This window comes from Pseudomonas artemisiae, assembly GCF_057128685.1.
This window is the reverse complement of sequence record NZ_JBSKHS010000008.1, coordinates 185502-201642: the sequence shown is the minus strand read 5'-3', so window position 1 is coordinate 201642 and position 16141 is coordinate 185502. Positions and strand designations below refer to the sequence as shown.

General features: G+C 61.7%; 13 protein-coding genes. 4 read left to right on the top strand and 9 right to left on the bottom strand.

Features of this window, described 5'->3' with window-relative positions; translation table 11 throughout:
• Positions 1 to 311: 311 nt before the first annotated feature.
• A complete protein-coding gene (locus ACWKV4_RS12020) occupies positions 312 to 2348 on the top strand; it encodes a TonB-dependent receptor (protein WP_483832301.1) in 2037 nt (678 codons plus the stop codon).
• Between the two features lie 84 nt (positions 2349 to 2432).
• On the opposite strand, the gene ACWKV4_RS12015 is transcribed toward ACWKV4_RS12020, so the two are convergent.
• Positions 2433 to 2585, bottom strand: coding sequence for a DUF3309 family protein (locus ACWKV4_RS12015; RefSeq protein WP_483832300.1), 153 nt, complete (start codon positions 2583 to 2585; stop codon positions 2433 to 2435).
• 213 nt (positions 2586 to 2798) lie between these two features.
• Here ACWKV4_RS12015 and ACWKV4_RS12010 point away from each other — a divergent pair, with 213 nt between their 5' ends.
• Positions 2799 to 3128 carry a YnfA family protein gene (locus ACWKV4_RS12010; protein WP_483832299.1) on the top strand — a complete coding sequence of 110 codons (330 nt, stop codon included), beginning with the start codon at positions 2799 to 2801 and terminating at the stop codon, positions 3126 to 3128.
• 205 nt (positions 3129 to 3333) lie between these two features.
• Positions 3334 to 3528, top strand: a complete 195-nt coding sequence (gene csrA / locus ACWKV4_RS12005) for a carbon storage regulator CsrA (RefSeq protein ID WP_483832298.1) — start codon at positions 3334 to 3336, stop codon at positions 3526 to 3528.
• A gap of 6 nt (positions 3529 to 3534) precedes the next feature.
• Here csrA and ACWKV4_RS12000 read toward each other — a convergent pair whose 3' ends face one another.
• The 6 genes from ACWKV4_RS12000 to mnmC all read right to left on the bottom strand — a co-directional run bounded on the left by ACWKV4_RS12000 (position 3535) and on the right by mnmC (position 12786).
• The gene (locus ACWKV4_RS12000) at positions 3535 to 3765 is read right to left on the bottom strand and encodes a YheU family protein (RefSeq protein ID WP_483832297.1); all 231 of its coding nucleotides are present in this window, start codon (positions 3763 to 3765) and stop codon (positions 3535 to 3537) included.
• 96 nt (positions 3766 to 3861) lie between these two features.
• Complete coding sequence (locus ACWKV4_RS11995; protein WP_483832296.1) at positions 3862 to 5037, bottom strand: osmoprotectant NAGGN system M42 family peptidase; 1176 nt, start codon at positions 5035 to 5037, stop codon at positions 3862 to 3864.
• A 29-nt stretch (positions 5038 to 5066) separates the two neighbouring features.
• Positions 5067 to 6812 carry an N-acetylglutaminylglutamine synthetase gene (gene ngg, locus ACWKV4_RS11990; RefSeq protein WP_483832295.1) on the bottom strand — a complete coding sequence of 582 codons (1746 nt, stop codon included), beginning with the start codon at positions 6810 to 6812 and terminating at the stop codon, positions 5067 to 5069.
• A gap of 3 nt (positions 6813 to 6815) precedes the next feature.
• On the bottom strand, positions 6816 to 8588 hold the full coding sequence (locus ACWKV4_RS11985) for an N-acetylglutaminylglutamine amidotransferase (RefSeq protein ID WP_483832294.1): 1773 nt from the start codon (positions 8586 to 8588) through the stop codon (positions 6816 to 6818).
• 331 nt (positions 8589 to 8919) lie between these two features.
• Complete coding sequence (locus ACWKV4_RS11980) at positions 8920 to 10695, bottom strand: EAL domain-containing protein (protein ID WP_483832293.1); 1776 nt, start codon at positions 10693 to 10695, stop codon at positions 8920 to 8922.
• Between the two features lie 84 nt (positions 10696 to 10779).
• Positions 10780 to 12786 carry a bifunctional tRNA (5-methylaminomethyl-2-thiouridine)(34)-methyltransferase MnmC2/FAD-dependent 5-carboxymethylaminomethyl-2-thiouridine(34) oxidoreductase MnmC1 gene (gene mnmC / locus ACWKV4_RS11975; RefSeq protein WP_483832292.1) on the bottom strand — a complete coding sequence of 669 codons (2007 nt, stop codon included), beginning with the start codon at positions 12784 to 12786 and terminating at the stop codon, positions 10780 to 10782.
• A gap of 84 nt (positions 12787 to 12870) precedes the next feature.
• Between mnmC and pap the strand changes: the two genes are divergently transcribed.
• On the top strand, positions 12871 to 14358 hold the full coding sequence (gene pap, locus ACWKV4_RS11970) for a polyphosphate:AMP phosphotransferase (RefSeq protein ID WP_483832291.1): 1488 nt from the start codon (positions 12871 to 12873) through the stop codon (positions 14356 to 14358).
• Positions 14359 to 14479: 121 nt separating this feature from the next.
• Here the strand turns inward: pap and ACWKV4_RS11965 are convergent, their stop codons facing one another.
• The gene (locus tag ACWKV4_RS11965) at positions 14480 to 14674 is read right to left on the bottom strand and encodes a DUF6316 family protein (protein ID WP_483832290.1); all 195 of its coding nucleotides are present in this window, start codon (positions 14672 to 14674) and stop codon (positions 14480 to 14482) included.
• Between the two features lie 68 nt (positions 14675 to 14742).
• Complete coding sequence (locus ACWKV4_RS11960; RefSeq protein WP_483832289.1) at positions 14743 to 16137, bottom strand: class II fumarate hydratase; 1395 nt, start codon at positions 16135 to 16137, stop codon at positions 14743 to 14745.
• Between the last annotated feature and the right edge of the window lie 4 nt (positions 16138 to 16141).

The following is a 16141-nucleotide window of genomic DNA, read 5'->3' as shown; positions in this document are numbered from 1 at the left end:
AATACGTCGAGGCGTGAGAGCGGCTGCTCAGCAAAGTCCAGAACAGCGCCTAAATCCTGAGCGACAGACATAAAAAAATCCGGAATCTATAATCAGATTCCGGATTTTCCTGCTACCCAAGGATTAGTCAACAATCCTTAAGTGAACAGCATTGCGCACCCGCGGGGCCTTTTTTTTATGGAAGCAAACGCTGGTTTAGGTGTTACAAGATGTTATACCATAACATTTCTAATGCTTGGCCTAGCGTTGTGTATACCGCAGGCGCAGGGGTCGGTCGACAGGCCCTGGCGCTCGCTTCCATGGAAACTGGCATGTTTATTCAATCAAGGAATGCGCTGTGGCCGTTGTCGCCCATAGCGATCGCGCTTTTTATCGCTCACCCGGCCTATGCGGCAGAGGTCGTGAACCTGCAACCGGTGGTGGTGACCGCTAACCCTCTGGGCAGCGAAGCCGTTGCCGCCCCCAGCACGGTAGTAGAGGGCGATACGCTGACCCTGCGGCAGAAGGGTAGCCTGGGTGAAACCCTGGCCCACGAGCCCGGTGTATCCTCTTCGTACTTTGGCCCGGGTGCCAGCCGACCGATCATCCGCGGGCTCGATGGCGATCGGATTCGCCTGCTACGCAATGGGGTAGGGGCGCTGGACGCCTCATCGCTGTCCTACGATCACGCCGTACCGCTGGACCCGGTGAACGTTGACCGGATTGAAATCGTGCGTGGCCCAGCCGCGCTCTTGTATGGAGGCAACGCCATCGGCGGGGTGGTCAATACCTTCGATAACCGCATTCCTACCGAAGCCATCGAGGGCATTCATGGTGCGGGCGAGCTGCGTTACGGCGGCGCCGATACCACCCGAAGCAGCGCGGGTAAGCTCGAAGCAGGCAATGGGGTGTTCGCCCTGCACCTGGATGCCAATAGCCGGCAGTTCAATGACCTGCGTATTCCTGGTTATGCCCGCACGGGCGAGCAGCGTGCGCTTGAACCCGGGGACGACCACAAGCACCGGCTGGGCAATAGCGATGGGCGCCAGGACGGCGGCGCGGTAGGCGGTTCCTACACCTGGGATAACGGCTATGCCGGGGTGTCCTACTCCGGTTACGACGCCAACTACGGCTCCCCCGCCGAGCAAGGTGTGCGCCTGCGCATGCAGCAGGATCACTACGCCTTCGCCTCGGAACTGCGCAACCTGGCCGGCCCGTTTACCTCGGTGAAGCTAGACGCGGCCTACACCGATTACCAGCACAAGGAAATAGAAGACGGTGAAGTGGGTACCACCTTCAAGAACAAAGGCTATGAAGCACGCGTGGAGGCCCGTCATCAGCCTATCGGGCCGGTAACCGGTGTGGTGGGAGCGCAGGTGACCCGCAGTGAATTCTCAGCCTTGGGCGAAGAAGCCTTTGTGCCCCAAACCGATACGGACGCTGGGGCGGTATTCGTTCTTGAAGAGTGGCAAGCCACGGAACGCCTGAAAGCCACCTTGGGCGGGCGGCTGGAACACACCACGGTCAACCCTGACGCAGGCGGCAACGAGCGGTTTGCCAACGCCAGCAGCACCAGCAGTTTCACTGCGGGCAGCGTGTCCACCGGCGCGGTCTATACCCTTACGCCCACTTGGGCCTTGGCCGCAACCCTGGGCTACACCGAGCGCGCACCCACCTTCTATGAGCTGTATGCCAACGGTGCCCACGTGGCCACGGGCACTTATGAAGTAGGTGATTCGGGGTTGTCCAAAGAAAAAGCCGTGAGTAGCGACCTGGCCCTGCGTTTCGACAATCAGGTGCACAAGGGCAGCATTGGCGTGTTCTACAGCCACTTTTCCAATTACATCGGTTTGCTGGGCAGTGGCCGCTCTCTCAGCGATGAAGGGGACGTGGACGCCGATGGCATTCCTGAATACACCTATTCAGGCGTACGCGCGCGTTTCGCTGGTATCGAGGCCCAAGATCACTGGAAGCTAGGGGATACCGCCTATGGCAGCTTCGCCTTGGAGCTGTCGGCGGACTACACCTGGGCCAAGAACCTGGACACCGGCGAGCCGTTGCCGCGCATCGCACCCCTGCGGGTGAACACAGGCCTGTTGTGGAACAAGGATGCCTGGCAGGCCCGCTTGGATGTAGAGCATGCCAGCGCCCAGCGGCGCGTGCCGGACAACGAAACCGATACCGATAGCTATACCACCTTGGGTGCTAGCCTGGGTTATGGCTTTGAGGTCGGTGATAGCCAGTGGCTGGCTTTTGTGAACGCTGAGAACCTTACCAACCAGACCGTGCGCTACGCCAGCTCCATCCTGCGGGATATTGCCCCAGCAGAGGGGCGCAGCCTGCAAGTGGGCTTGCGCACAACCTTCTAAAGGCAGGTGCCTGAAGCGACACAACCCCGAGGGTGGATAGTCCACCGCTCGGGGTTGTGTATGCTCGCTTGGGAAGCAGCGCTGCTAGATTTTCCCGAGTAATACGAGAATCAGCAGGATGACCAGCACGGTACCGATGATGCCTGACGGCCCATAGCCCCAGCTGCGCGAGTGTGGGAAAACGGGTAGACCACCGATCAGCAGCAGAATCAGAATGATGATGAGTAGGGTGCCCATGGCGGATTCCTTAGTGTTTGATCCCTTTGCGGCAACGCCGCGGAGTGAGGCGGTTGGGTACTACCGTCCGCTTGCAACTTATGACACTTCTAGCGCGCAAAAAGTTTGAAATACCTTGAATTGAATGGCCCCGACTCCCGCACCGCTTATGGCTAGGTCAAACCGGGGCGGTTCCTCACGTATGCTAATGGGCCCACGGCTTAGGAGCAGGCAATGTTTAACTACCTTTGGTTCGCCTTGGCGGCGGTGTTGGAGATCGCTGGCTGTTACGGCTTTTATCTATGGCTGCGGCTGGATAAAAGCCCGACCTGGGCGGCTGCGGGGCTCGTGAGCCTGGTGTGTTTTGCCTGTGTGCTTACGCGGGTGGAGGCGGCTTATGCCGGGCGCGCGTATGCGGCCTATGGGGGCATTTACATTGCTGCTTCTCTGGGTTGGCTCGCCTGGGTAGAGCGGGCCCGGCCGTTATGGACCGACTGGCTGGGCGTGGGGATCTGCGTGTTGGGCGCTACGTTGGTGCTGTTCGGGCCTAGGTGGTCTACATAAAACCTTGTTCGCGAGCTGTCGCTCACGCCTATAGGAGGGCGTGGCGTTGTTTATGTGTAGCGAACAGAACTGTTTGAAGAGGTATGACTTTCTTGTAGGAAAGTGTCCAGATTTCCCTTCCAGCGGAGCAATCGGTCTTCGCTGCATTGAACCCCTGTAGGTTACAAGGCAGGCTCGGGGCTCCAACCAAGAAAGGACGCTAACCATGCTTGTACTGACCCGGGCAGTCGGTGAGGAAATCATTATCGGCGATGACATCCGTATCAAGATCCTCTCCATCAGTGGCAACCAAGTGAGGCTGGGCATTGCCGCGCCACGGAGAGTGGAGGTTCATCGCTCGGAGATCTATAAACGGCTCAAGCTGGAGCAAGAGAACACCCTTGCTGTTTCAGGGCGCTGAAGCGGCTCAGTCTTCCAGCAACGCCTTGGGTATGTCATGGCGGGCCAACAACTGGCATTGCTGGCTTTCGAGGTCGAAGAGAATAAACGCCTGACCCTTGGCCAAGGCCTGGCGTACGCGCAATACGCGGGTCTGCAGCGGGGTTTCGTCGCCGTTGTCGGTGCCATCCCGGGTGACGAAATCTTCGATCAGCCGGTTCAGGGTTTCAGGTTCGAGTTGGTCGTAGGGAATCAACAAAGCCGTTCTACCTAAGGGGGAGGAGCGCCCAGCTTACCGCACGCGTGGTGGGGGTTAACTGGCCGCTCGGCCCCGTGAGTTATCGACGGACCGGCATCACCTGCCGATCACCTCATCCACGCTCGGCACCCGGGTGTCGCTTTCCATATGGGTGTCGTGTTCGATCTGCTTGCTGAATTTGCTCAAGGACGCTTGAGCCGGGTCAGCATCGCTGGCGAACACCGGCGGGCTGAGCATATAGGCCGTCAACAAGCGGCTCAGCGCGGCCAGGCTATCAATATGGGTGCGTTCATACCCATGGGTTGCATCACAACCGAAGGCAAGCAAGGCCGCGCGCACGTCATTGCCCGCAGTCACCGCTGAATGGGCATCACTGTAGTAATAACGGAACAAGTCACGGCGTACCGGCAGGCCGTTTTCGCCGCCCAGCTTTAGCAGGTGGCGAGACAGGTGATAATCATAGGGCCCGCTGGAGTCCTGCATGGCCACGCTTACCGCATGCTCACTGGAATGTTGCCCAGGCGCCACCGGCGCGATATCCACCCCCACGAATTCACTCACATCCCAAGGCAGCGCGCCAGCGGCGCCGGAGCCGGTCTCCTCGGTGATGGTGAAGATCGGGTGGCAGTCGATGACCAGCTCGCTTTTGCTGTCCACGATGGCTTTAAGGGCAGCCAGTACCGCCGCGACACCGGCCTTATCATCAAGGTGACGCGCGCTGATATGGCCGCTGTCAGTGAATTCCGGCAGGGGGTCGAAGGCAACGAAATCCCCTACATTCACCCCCAGGGCCTCGGCATCGGCGCGTGTCGCCGAATAGGCGTCCAAGCGTAGCTCCACATGGTCCCAGGTGATGGGCATCTGGTCCACGGCGGTGTTGAACGCATGCCCGGAGGCCATCAGCGGCAATACACTGCCTCGAATGATGCCAGTGTCGGTGAACACGCTGACCCGGCTGCCTTCAGCGAACCGGCTGGACCAGCAGCCCACCGGTGCCAGGCCCAGGCGGCCGTTGTCCTGAAGGGTGCGCACGATGGCGCCAATGGTGTCCAGGTGCGACGACACCGCACGGTCCGGTGAGCTGCGCTTGCCCTTGAGGGTAGCGCGCAGCGTGCCACGGCGGGTAAGTTCATAGGGAATGCCCAGGTTGTCCAGGCATTCGGCAACATAGCGCACGATGGTGTCGGTAAAGCCAGTCGGGCTGGGAATGGCGAGCATTTCCAGCAACACCTTGCGCAGATAATTCATATCCGGCTCGGGGATGGTAGACATCAAGGTTCTCCTCGAGAGTCGCGGGGTGCTCAGCGCACAGGCTGTATGTGTGGGAACAGTAAATCGATGAAGCGTTCCGCGGTTGGCCGGGGTTCATGGTTGGCCAGGCCCACCCGTTCGTTGGCCTCGATAAATACGTAGTCCGGCTGATCGGCGGCAGGTACCAGCAGGTCCAGGCCCACCACGGGAATATCCAAGGCACGGGCGGCCTCGATGGCCGCGTCGCGCAGAACGGGGTGCAGGATGTCGGTCACATCTTCCAAATGGCCACCGGTGTGCAGATTGGCGGTTTTGCGCACAACCAGAATCTGCCCTTTGGGCAAGACACTGCTGTACTCCAAGCCTGCGACCTGCACCGTGCGCTCGGTCTCCCGGTCCAGTGGAATACGGCTTTCGCCATTGGTAGCGGCCTGGCGACGACGGCTCTGGGCTTCGATCAGGTCATGCACGCTATGCTGACCATCTCCAACCACGTGGGCCGGGCGGCGAATGGCCGCGGCCACTACCTCAAAGCCAATCACCACGATGCGCAGGTCGGCGCCTTCATGGAAGCTTTCCAGCAGCACCTGGCTGTCATACTGGCGAGCGTTTTCGATGGCCGCCTGTACCTCTTCCAACGTGCGCAGGTCTACTGCTACACCCAGGCCCTGCTCGCCGTCCAACGGCTTGACCACCACTCGGCCATGCTGTTCGAGGAAGTCCTGGTTGTCATCGGCACTGGCCGCCAGTTGTTGCGCGGGCAGCGACACACCCGCGGCGGCCAGGGTTTTGTGGGTCAGGCTTTTGTCTTGGCAAAGCATCACGCTGATGGAACTGGTGAGGTCGCACAGTGATTCCCGGCAGCGAATCCGCCGGCCACTGTGGCTTAGGGTAAACAGCCCTTGTTCAGCGTCCACAACCTGCACGTCGATGCCGCGACGGTAGGCTTCATCGACGATGATCCGGGCATAGGGGTTCAGGTCGTCGGTGGGGGCGGGGCCCAGGAACAGCTTATGGTTGATCGAGTTCTTACACTTTACCGCAAAGGTGGAAAGGGTACGAAAGCCCAGCTTGCCGTAGAGGTTCTTGGCCAGGCGGTTGTCATGCATCACCGAGAGGTCCAGAAAGGCCAAGCCCCGGCTCATAAAGTGCTCAACCAAATGCCGCACCAGCACTTCCCCTACCCCTGGGCGGGTGCAGCGAGGGTCCACCGCCAGGCACCACAGGCTGCTGCCGTGCTCTGGGTCCTGGAAGGCCGTTCGGTGGTTAAGGCCCATTACGCTGCCGATGATCGACCCATCGGCCTCGTCTTCAGCCAGCCAGTACACCGGCCCGCCCTGGTGGCGAGGTGTGAGTTTGGCCGGGTCCACAGGCAACATGCGGCGTTTGCGGTACAGCTGGTTGATCGCCTCCCAGTCCTGGGCAGTGTAGGCCCGGCGAATCCGGAACCCACGAAACACCCGCTGGGCCGGGCGGTAGTCGCTGAACCACAGCCGCAACGTATCGGAAGGGTCCAGGAACAACTGCTGAGGCGCCTGGGCCAGCACTTGCTGAGGGGCGGCCACATAAAGGGCGATGTCCCGATCCCCGGCATGCTCGTTCAGCAACTCGGTTGCCAAGGCCTGCGGTGACGGCCAGGTATGGCCCATCAACAAGCGGCCCCAGCCACATTGCAAGGGCCGGGGCGTATTGGCCAGTGGCAGGCCGTCTTCGGCGCACAGGGCTTGCAGGCGCTCGTAAGACGGGGGCTGACCACGTTGCAGCCGCTGATTCATGGCATGCGGATGGGCTTTCATCGGTCAAATCCCCTGTTCGCTGAGCCAAAGGTTCAGCGCTGCCAGTTGCCACAGCTTTGAGCCGCGCAAGGGCGTGAGCTGGCCATGGGGGTCGGTGAGCAAGGCATCGATGCGGGCAGGGTTGAACAGGCCGCGATCCTGACTCGGGTCCAGCAGCAGGTCCCGTACCCAGCCCAGGGTGGCGCCTTCCAGGTGCTTGAGGCCAGGTACCGGGAAATAGCCTTTTTTGCGATCGATCACTTCGCTCGGGATTACCCGGCGCGCGGCTTCTTTGAGCACCTGCTTGCCACCGTCCGGCAATTTAAAGCGGCCAGGAATGCGCGCCGACAGTTCCACCAAGCGGTAGTCCAGGAAAGGCGTGCGCGCTTCGAGCCCCCAGGCCATGGTCATGTTGTCCACCCGCTTGACCGGGTCGTCCACCAGCATCACGGTGCTGTCCAGGCGCAGGGCTTTGTCCACTGCGGCATCGGCGCCGGGCATGGCAAAGTGTTCGCGCACAAAGTCCCCGGCGGCGTCTCGGTCCAGGCGCCATTTGGGCTGAACCGTATCGGCGTAGTCAGCATAGCCGCGGTCGAAGAAGGCTTCGCGGTACGCGGCGAAAGGGTCGCTGGCGCCGTCGACCTTAGGGTACCAGTGATAACCGGCGAACAGCTCATCGGCGCCCTGGCCGCTTTGCACCACTTTGCAGTGCTTGGCCACTTCACGGGACAGCAGGTAGAACGCGATGCAGTCATGACTGACCATGGGCTCGCTCATGGCCCGAAAGGCTGCCGGCAACTGCTCGATGATCTCGTGTTCACCAATGCGCAGTTGATGGTGGCGGGTGCCGTAGTGCCGGGCGATCAGGTCTGAGTACTCGAACTCGTTGCCGCGCTCGCCGCCAGCGTCATCGAAACCGATGGAGAACGTCAGCAGGTTGTCTACCCCGGCCTCGCGCAGCAGGCCTACCAGCATGCTCGAATCCACGCCACCCGATAGCAGCACGCCTACGTCCACCGCTGCCCGTTGGCGAATGGCCACGGCTTCGCGGGTTGCGTCCAGTACGCGGTCGGTCCAGCCCGCCAGGTCGAGGGTGCTCTCTTCAGCGGTTGGCCCGTAAGGCAGGGTCCACCAGGTTTTTTCCTCGGTTCGGCCGTCGGCCTCGATACGCATCCAGGTAGCCGCTGGCAACTTTTGCACATTGGCCAGCACGGTACGCGGGGCGGGCACCACGGCATGGAAGTTCAGGTAATGGTTCAAACCAACCGGGTCCAACATCGGGTCGATGTCGCCGCCCTTGAGCAGCGCGGGCAGGGTAGAGGAAAAGCGCAAACGGTTGCCGGTGCGGTTCAGGTACAGCGGCTTGACCCCCAGGCGGTCACGGGCAAGGAACAGGCGTTGGGTGTCGCGCTCCCAGACCGCGAAGGCGAACATGCCATTAAGCTTGGGCAGCAGCGCTTCCTTCCAAGCGTGATAGCCCTTGAGCAGCACCTCTGTGTCGCCGTCGGAATAGAAGCTATACCCCAGGGCTTCGAGTTCTTTTCGCAGCTCCGGGTAATTATAGATGGCGCCGTTGAATGCAAGGGCCAAGCCCAGTTGACCATCGACCATCGGCTGCGCGGAGCAGTCTGACAGGTCCATGATCTTCAGCCGGCGGTGCCCCAGCGCCACCGGGCCCTGGCTGTGAAAGCCCCAGGCGTCGGGTCCTCGAGGGGCCAGGTGGTGAGTGATTCGTTCGACCGCGCCCAGGTCGGCGGGCTGGTTATCGAAGCGGAGCTCTCCTGCGATTCCACACATGTAGCTAAAACCTTTATCAGCATTTGGCGCTACTGGCCTCACAGGGGCTGCCAGAGGCAAGACGCGAGGTCGGCTGGCCAGCGTAAAACCAGGCCGCAAGGGTGCATGGCCAGTAGCGCGGGGCCCTGCTCGGCACCGCCGCCGGGCGGGCATGGGAGCAGGGGCATGGGTTTTGGAGAGAGGCAGGGCGTGATCGTTCCCTTGAGGCGGGCAATCCAACATAGCTGGCTTGCTCGCGACTGGCCGCGTTACCGTGTTGACCCGATCGCGGGCAAGCCCTGCTGCTACGGGGTGTAGGGCCCAGTCCGCAAGGTGAGGGCCAAGCCGGTCTCTACAACGCTTTGCTGGCCTTACGCCAGGCTTCCAGGGCTTCGAGTTCCATGGGCCGGGCCAGGTAATAGCCTTGTACTTCGTGGCAGCCGGCTTGGCGCAGCACCTCCAGTGTGGCGGCGTCCTCGATGCCTTCGGCAACGATGCGATAGCCCAGGCGCAACCCCAGGCCGATCAGGGTCTCCACCAGGCGGCGGTCGCGCTCGTCGGTGCTGACGTTACAGATCAGCGAACGGTCGAGCTTCACCGCCGTGGCGGGCAGTTGGCGCAGGTAGGTCCAGTTGCTGTAGCCGGTGCCGAAATCATCGATAGCCACGTCGATCCCTACCTGACGCAGGCGCTCCAATTGCTCGCGCACCAGCTCCGGGCTCTGGCACAGGGCGCTTTCAGTGAACTCCAGCTCCAGCAAGTGAGGCGGTAGGCCGTGCTCGGCTAACAAGGCTAACAGGTTGTCAGTGAACTGCGCGCCGTCCAGGTCTTCGGCGGACACATTCACCGAGACCTTCAAACCCTGCCCAGCCCGGTGCCAGAAGGTCGCCTGGGCCACGGCCCGGCGGATCACCCACAGGCTCAAAGGGCGGATCATAGAGGTGCGCTCGGCCAGGGGAACGAATTCGCCTGGGTGGACCGTGCCCAGGAAGGGGTGCTCCCAACGCAGCAAAGCCTCTACGGAAAGCACCGCGCCGGTCTGCGCATCGAAACGCGGCTGGTAGGCCATGCGCAACTGCGACGGGCTTTGCAAGGCTTCGGCCAGGGCGCTAAGCAACATGAACGCCCGTTGTTGCGCCCGCCCAAGGCCCGGGTCGTACCAACCCCATCCCTTGCCCTTGGTGCGTGCGTCATCCGACGCGCTGACCACCATGCGCAGCCAGTCCGGGAGGCTGGCCTGGCTTTGGATAAGCTCGATGGCCCCGATGCCGATCTGCGTTTGAATCGGGATACCGGCGCATATCAATGGCTGCTTGAAGCGCTGGGTGATGGTGCAAAACAATCGGTCGCTTTCCGGGCCGCGCCCACCTTGGAAGAAAAACCCAAAGCGGGTCTGGCTGATCCGGTAAATGGCCGTTTGAGCAGGCAGCACGGCCTTGAGTTCGTCGTGCATGGCCAGCATCAAGTCTTGGGAAAACTGATAGCCCAATGCCTTGACGATGTCGTTCAACATCTGCGGCGAGACCATGTCGATGGACACCAGTGAGTGGGCGCGGTCGTCTCGATGTTCGAAGATATCTTCTTCCAGCCGGGTGCGGTTGAGCATGCCAGTCTGCTGATCACGGAAGGTGTAATCGCGCACGCTAGCGATTCGCTGCATCACCAATGACGCAAACCGTTTCAGGCCTTGGGCTTCACGGGCAGTCAAACCCGGCCGAGGCTGGGTATCTATCACGCACAGGCTGCCCAGCCCCAGGCCATCGTCGGTGACCAAGGGCATGCCGGCGTAAAAGCGGATATGGGGCGCACCGGTTACCAGAGGGTTGTCTTTGAAACGGTCATCCAGCGCGGTGTCTTCGACCACAAATAACGCGTCGGACAAAATCGCGTAGCCACAAAAGGACACATCACGGGGGGTGCCCCTGACGCTAAGGCCGCGGCTGGCCTTGAACCACTGGCGTTGCTCTTCGAGAATCGAGATCAGCGCGATCGGGGCGTTGAAATAGTTGCGCACCAGTTCGACAATGTCTTCGAACACCGGGTCCAGGGTGCCCTCAAGCAGGCACAGGCCCGCCACGCGATGCAGGCGGGCCGCTTCGTTGATGGGCGTGGGGGCAGGCTGGGTCATGTAATGTTTTCCACAAGGTACAAGGGCGAATCAATCCGTGATATCAAAGTGCCTCTTATCCTACAGGATATCGGCCGCTTCGGCTCAGGCTTGACTGCCCGCCGATCGGTGGTTGCCACCCCCTTTGCTTAGCTGCCTCACCGCGAAGCGATTGGGGTGGCAGGCGAGGGCAACGCTTTGTGACACGGGCAAGGGTTCATGCTCCAGCCAGGCGGCGATCAGTTCGCCGCATAGGGGCGCGGTGATCAGGCCCCGTGAGCCATGGCCGCTGTTGACCCACAGGCCTGGCAACCAGGGGCAGGGCGCGCTTATGGGCGCCCGAGCGTTACGCTGCAAGCCTTGATAGGCCGCCACAAAGGGCGCCTCGGCAGCTACCGGGCCTACGATGGGCAGGTAGTCGGGGCTAGTGCAACGCAGGCCAACGCGCCCCTGAAGGCCCTCGACGCTGGCAGGGGCCAACCACTGGCTGAGCGTTGGCGAGAGGCTCTCCAGTAAGGCCAGGTTGTGCTGGTGTTCAGCCAGGCTAGGCGCGTTGTCCAGGCGTTGGAAGTCAAAGCTAGCCCCCAAGGTATGCTCACCTTGGCGCGCGGGTGCCACATACCCCTCAGCGCACACGACTGTCGCCAAGGCACTGCTGGCTAGGGTAGCGGGCAAGCGGGTGATCTGCCCGCGTATGGGTTTGAGCGGCAAGTGGGCGGTGTGTTCGAAGGCCCCCACTTGGGCGGCGCAGGCCAGCACCACCACCGGCGCGCTGGCTACCAATCGGTCGCCGCCCCAGGCTTGCCACAGGTTACCTTCGCGTTCCAGGCGCAATACCTCTTGGTGCGTATGGACCCGAATAGCGGGGTGTTCGGCCAACAGCGCGCATAAGGCCGGCGGATGCACCCACCCCCCTTCAGGGAACCACAGCCCGCCGTTGGGCAAGGGTGCGCCGGCGAGGGTGCTGGCGTGTTCGGCGCTCACCGCGCGCAGCAGGCTAGGCGCGAACGCTTCAGCCAAGGCTTGCTGGCGCTTGCTGTCGGCCTCGGTGATGCCCAGTTGCAACACCCCACAATCGTCCCAGTCGCGGCCGCGCTCCAGGCGCTCGAGCAAACGCCGGGTATAACCAAAGCCGCTAAGGATCAGCCGCGACAGCGCCGTGCCATGGGCCGACAGTTTCAGGTACAACACCCCTTGCGGGTTGCCCGAGGCTTCACCGGCCAACTGCCCGTGGCGCTCTAGCAGGGTGACCTGCCAGCCTCTGGCCGCCAGGCTGGCGGCCGTGGCACAGCCGGCCAGGCCGGCACCGATGACCAGCGCTTCCCGTGGGCCAGGTACTTTGGGTGGGTAAGCGAACCAGGGTTGGCTTTCAGGCTTAGGTACCACGGCAGGCTCCGCGGTGCCGATAAACTCACCCCGCATGATTTCCCACTTCTTGCCCTGCCCAGGCAAGCGTTTCATCTTGAACCCCACCGCCCTTAATCCCCGCCGCACGGCCCCTGCTGAACTGAAAGTACCCAGGGTCGCCCCAGAAGCGGACAGCCGCGCAACCTCGGCGAACAGTTCTGGTGTCCACATGTCCGGGTTCTTGGCCGGAGCGAAACCGTCCAGGAACCACGCATCCACGCTGCCCCGCACCTGGCTCAGTTGGGCCCGCGCATCCCCGATCAACACGCTGAGGGTCACTCGCCCTTGAGCGAACACCAAGTGCTGAGCGCCCTCATGTATAGCCTGGTAGCTGGTTTGCAATGCTTCTGCCCAGGGTGCCAGGCCTGGCCACGGCGCCAGGGCCCGAGTGAGGTCTGCCTGGGTAAGGGGGAATTTCTCGGTACTGATGAAGTGCAAGCGCGCTCCTGGCCTGGCGGTAGCATCGAACAGGCGCCAGGCGCAGAGGAAGTTCAGCCCCGTGCCAAAGCCGGTTTCGCCGATTACCAAGGTGCTATCAACGGCCAGTTCGGCGAACCGCTGTTCCAGACGATTCTGTTCCAGGAACACATAACGGGTCTCTTCCAGAGCGGCCTGGCTGGAGTAGTACACGTCGCCAAAGGCCAGGGATAGCGGCTGGCCGTTCTCGTCCCAGTCGAGCTGGGCGCAGGTGGTGGGGTTGGGCATGGGGCGTTGACAGCTTCGCAGTAAGGCGGGCGAGTATTTTGCCATACCCTGGTGTCCAGATAAGCAGCCAGAGGGAGCACGCTTATGTTCGAATCCGCCGAAATCGGCCATGCCATCGACGATGACACCTACAAGGCCGCGGTACCGGCCCTGCGTGAGGCGCTGTTGGACGCCCAATACGAACTCAAGGAGCGAGGTAGTTTCCCGGTTATCGTGCTGATCAACGGCATCGAGGGGGCCGGTAAGGGCGAAACGGTGAAACTGCTTAATGAGTGGATGGACCCGCGGTTGATCGAAGTGCGCACCTTCGACGAACAAACCGACGAAGAACTGGACCGGCCCCCGGCCTGGCGCTATTGGCGCCAACTGCCGGCTAAGGGGCGTATGGGGATCTTCTTTGGCAACTGGTACAGCCAGATGCTGCAGGGCCGGGTGCATGGCAAATTCAAGGACGCCGTGCTCGACCAAGCCATCAACCAGGCCGAGCGCCTGGAGCAGATGCTCTGCGACGAAGGCGCGCTGATCTTGAAGTTCTGGTTTCACCTGTCCAAGAAGCAGATGAAACACCGCCTCAAAACCCTTAAGGACGACCCGCTGCACAGCTGGCGGATCAGCCCCTTGGACTGGCAGCAATCGAAAACCTACGACCGCTTCGTGCACTACGGCGAGCGGGTATTGCGCCGAACCAGCCGTGAATACGCCCCTTGGCATGTGATAGAAGGCGCGGACAGCAACTACCGCAGCCTGGCGGTGGGCAACATCCTGCTCGAAGGGCTGCAAGCCCGCCTGAAAATGGCCCAGCGGCCTGTTCAACAGGCAGTGCCGCCTTTGGGCAAAAGCCTGGACGAGCGCTCGGTGCTGGACGCCCTGGACCTAAGCCTGGCACTGGAAAAAGACCAGTACCAACGGCAGTTGATCGAAGAGCAGGCACGCCTGGCCACCTTGCTGCGCCATAAACATATGCGCCGCCACGCCCTGGTGGCTGTATTCGAGGGTAATGACGCCGCAGGCAAGGGCGGCGCCATTCGCCGCGTCGCCGCTGCCCTGGACCCTCGCCAGTACCATATCGTGCCGGTGGCGGCGCCTACCGAAGAGGAGCGAGCGCAGCCTTATCTGTGGCGGTTCTGGCGGCACATTCCGGCCAAGCGCCAGTTCACTATCTTCGACCGTTCCTGGTATGGCCGGGTATTGGTGGAGCGCGTAGAGGGTTTTTGCGAGCCGGCGGACTGGCTCAGGGCCTACAGTGAGATCAATGACTTCGAAGAGCAACTGAGCGAAGCGGGCGTGGTAGTGGTGAAGTTCTGGCTGGCCATCGACGCGCAAACCCAGCTTGAGCGCTTCAAGGAGCGGGAAGATACCCCCTTCAAACGCTACAAGATCACCGAAGACGACTGGCGTAACCGGGATAAATGGCCCCAGTACCGTCAGGCCGTGGGCGACATGGTGGACCGTACCAGCACCGAAATCGCCCCATGGACCTTGATTGAGGCTAATGACAAGCGTTGGGCGAGGGTGAAGGTGCTGCGGACTATCAACGAGGCCTTGGAAAAGGCCTTTAGGCAGGATAGTTGAGCTGTTCGCTGTAGCCTGTTCGCGGGCTATGGCCGCTTCTACAGTTCGAAACACTGCCCTGTGGGACAGGGCGCGGCCTGGGGGAACTGATCAGCGACTGCCTGCTTCGACGGGGTAGGTGCTAGCGATGCATCTGCTCACGGGCGGCGCGCTCGATATAGGCCTGGCTTTCACGAACGGCGGCTTCCCGGGTCGTGAAGGGGCCTTCGAGGGTGTTTTCCCGGGTAGTAAAGAAGAAGTGACCATTGATGAGCGTGAAGCGGTCGCTACGAAACCGTGTAGCGGGTGCGGCTTCTTCCGCGCGTTTGCCTAACATGTTGCCTCCGAACGAACTGACTGCCGAAGTAATTACCGCCCGCCTCCATGGCGGGCGGGGGTGTTGCCTTAACCGTTACTGCCCGCCGAGAGCATGTTCTCTGGGCGTACCCACTGATCGAACTGCTCGTCGGTAAGGTAACCCAGGTCCAGCGCCGCTTGGCGCAAGGTGAGGTTTTCCCCGTAGGCTTTTTTAGCGATTTGTGCAGCCTTGTCGTAACCGATATGGGGGTTTAAGGCCGTCACCAACATCAAGCCACGCTCCAGATGCTCGGCCATCTTATCAGCGTCTGCTTCAAGCCCGGCAATGCAATGGGCCTGGAAGTTACGGCAGCCATCGGCCAGCAGACGAATGGACTGCAATAGATTATGGATAATCACCGGCTTGAATACGTTCAGCTGCAGGTGGCCCTGGCTGGCGGCCATGCCGATGGCCACATCATTGCCCAACACCTGGCAAGCCAGCATCGATAGCGCCTCGCACTGTGTGGGGTTCACCTTGCCCGGCATGATCGAGCTGCCAGGCTCGTTGGCGGGCAAACGCACTTCGGCCAGGCCGCCACGAGGGCCGGAACTGAGCAAGCGCAGGTCATTGGCCAGTTTCATCAAGGCCACGGCCAGGGTTTTCAAGGCCCCAGCCAATGTAACCAAAGGCTCATGGCCGGCCAGCGCGGCAAACTTATTCGGCGCGGTCACGAAGGGCAGCCCAGAAAGAGCAGCCAGTTCGGCAGCGATGGCTTCAGCGAACCCCTGTGGGGCATTCAAGCCCGTGCCCACCGCGGTACCGCCCTGGGCCAGTTCGTATACCCCTGGCAAGGCGCTGCGAATGGCTCGCTGGGCGTAGTCCAGCTGAGCTACGAAGGCAGACATCTCCTGGCCGAAGGTGATGGGCGTGGCATCCATCATGTGGGTGCGGCCGGTTTTCACCAAGCTCATATGCCGGGCCGAAAGCTCCGCCAGGCCCGCGGACAATTCACCAATGGCAGGCAGCAGGTCGGCCTGTACCGCTTTGGCCGTGGCCACGTGCATGGCTGTGGGGAAGCAATCGTTAGAACTCTGCGAGCGGTTCACGTGGTCATTGGGGTGCACTGGCGCCTTACCGCCACGGCCTTGGCCGGCCAGTTCGTTGGCACGCCCGGCGATCACCTCGTTCACGTTCATGTTGCTCTGGGTGCCACTGCCGGTTTGCCACACCACCAGGGGGAATTGTTCGTTGTGCTCGCCAGCCAGAATTTCGTCGGCGGCCTGTTCGATCAGCCGGGCCACGTCAGGCGGCAGGTCACCGCTGCGATTATTGACCCGCGCCGCGGCCTTTTTGATCAGGGCCAGGGCATGCACCACGGCCAGTGGCATGCGCTGCTCGCCAATGGCGAAGTTAATCAGCGAGCGCTGGGTTTGCGCACCCCAATAGGCGTCTTCCGGGACGTCGATCTGGCCGATGCTGTCAGTTTCGATGCGGGTCATTGCA

Excerpts from the sequence above, each read along its gene's own strand:
- ACWKV4_RS11960 (WP_483832289.1), bottom strand. The coding sequence starts at position 16,137 with ATGACCCGCATCGAAACTGACAGCATCGGCCAGATCGACGTCCCGGAA.
- ngg (WP_483832295.1), bottom strand. The coding sequence starts at position 6,812 with ATGAAAGCCCATCCGCATGCCATGAATCAGCGGCTGCAACGTGGTCAG.
- mnmC (WP_483832292.1), bottom strand. The coding sequence starts at position 12,786 with ATGCCCAACCCCACCACCTGCGCCCAGCTCGACTGGGACGAGAACGGC.
- ACWKV4_RS11985 (WP_483832294.1), bottom strand. The coding sequence starts at position 8,588 with ATGTGTGGAATCGCAGGAGAGCTCCGCTTCGATAACCAGCCCGCCGAC.
- ACWKV4_RS12010 (WP_483832299.1), top strand. The coding sequence starts at position 2,799 with ATGTTTAACTACCTTTGGTTCGCCTTGGCGGCGGTGTTGGAGATCGCT.
- ACWKV4_RS12015 (WP_483832300.1), bottom strand. The coding sequence starts at position 2,585 with ATGGGCACCCTACTCATCATCATTCTGATTCTGCTGCTGATCGGTGGT.
- ACWKV4_RS11980 (WP_483832293.1), bottom strand. The coding sequence starts at position 10,695 with ATGACCCAGCCTGCCCCCACGCCCATCAACGAAGCGGCCCGCCTGCAT.
- ACWKV4_RS12020 (WP_483832301.1), top strand. The coding sequence starts at position 312 with ATGTTTATTCAATCAAGGAATGCGCTGTGGCCGTTGTCGCCCATAGCG.
- csrA (WP_483832298.1), top strand. The coding sequence starts at position 3,334 with ATGCTTGTACTGACCCGGGCAGTCGGTGAGGAAATCATTATCGGCGAT.
- ACWKV4_RS11995 (WP_483832296.1), bottom strand. The coding sequence starts at position 5,037 with ATGTCTACCATCCCCGAGCCGGATATGAATTATCTGCGCAAGGTGTTG.
- ACWKV4_RS11965 (WP_483832290.1), bottom strand. The coding sequence starts at position 14,674 with ATGTTAGGCAAACGCGCGGAAGAAGCCGCACCCGCTACACGGTTTCGT.
- pap (WP_483832291.1), top strand. The coding sequence starts at position 12,871 with ATGTTCGAATCCGCCGAAATCGGCCATGCCATCGACGATGACACCTAC.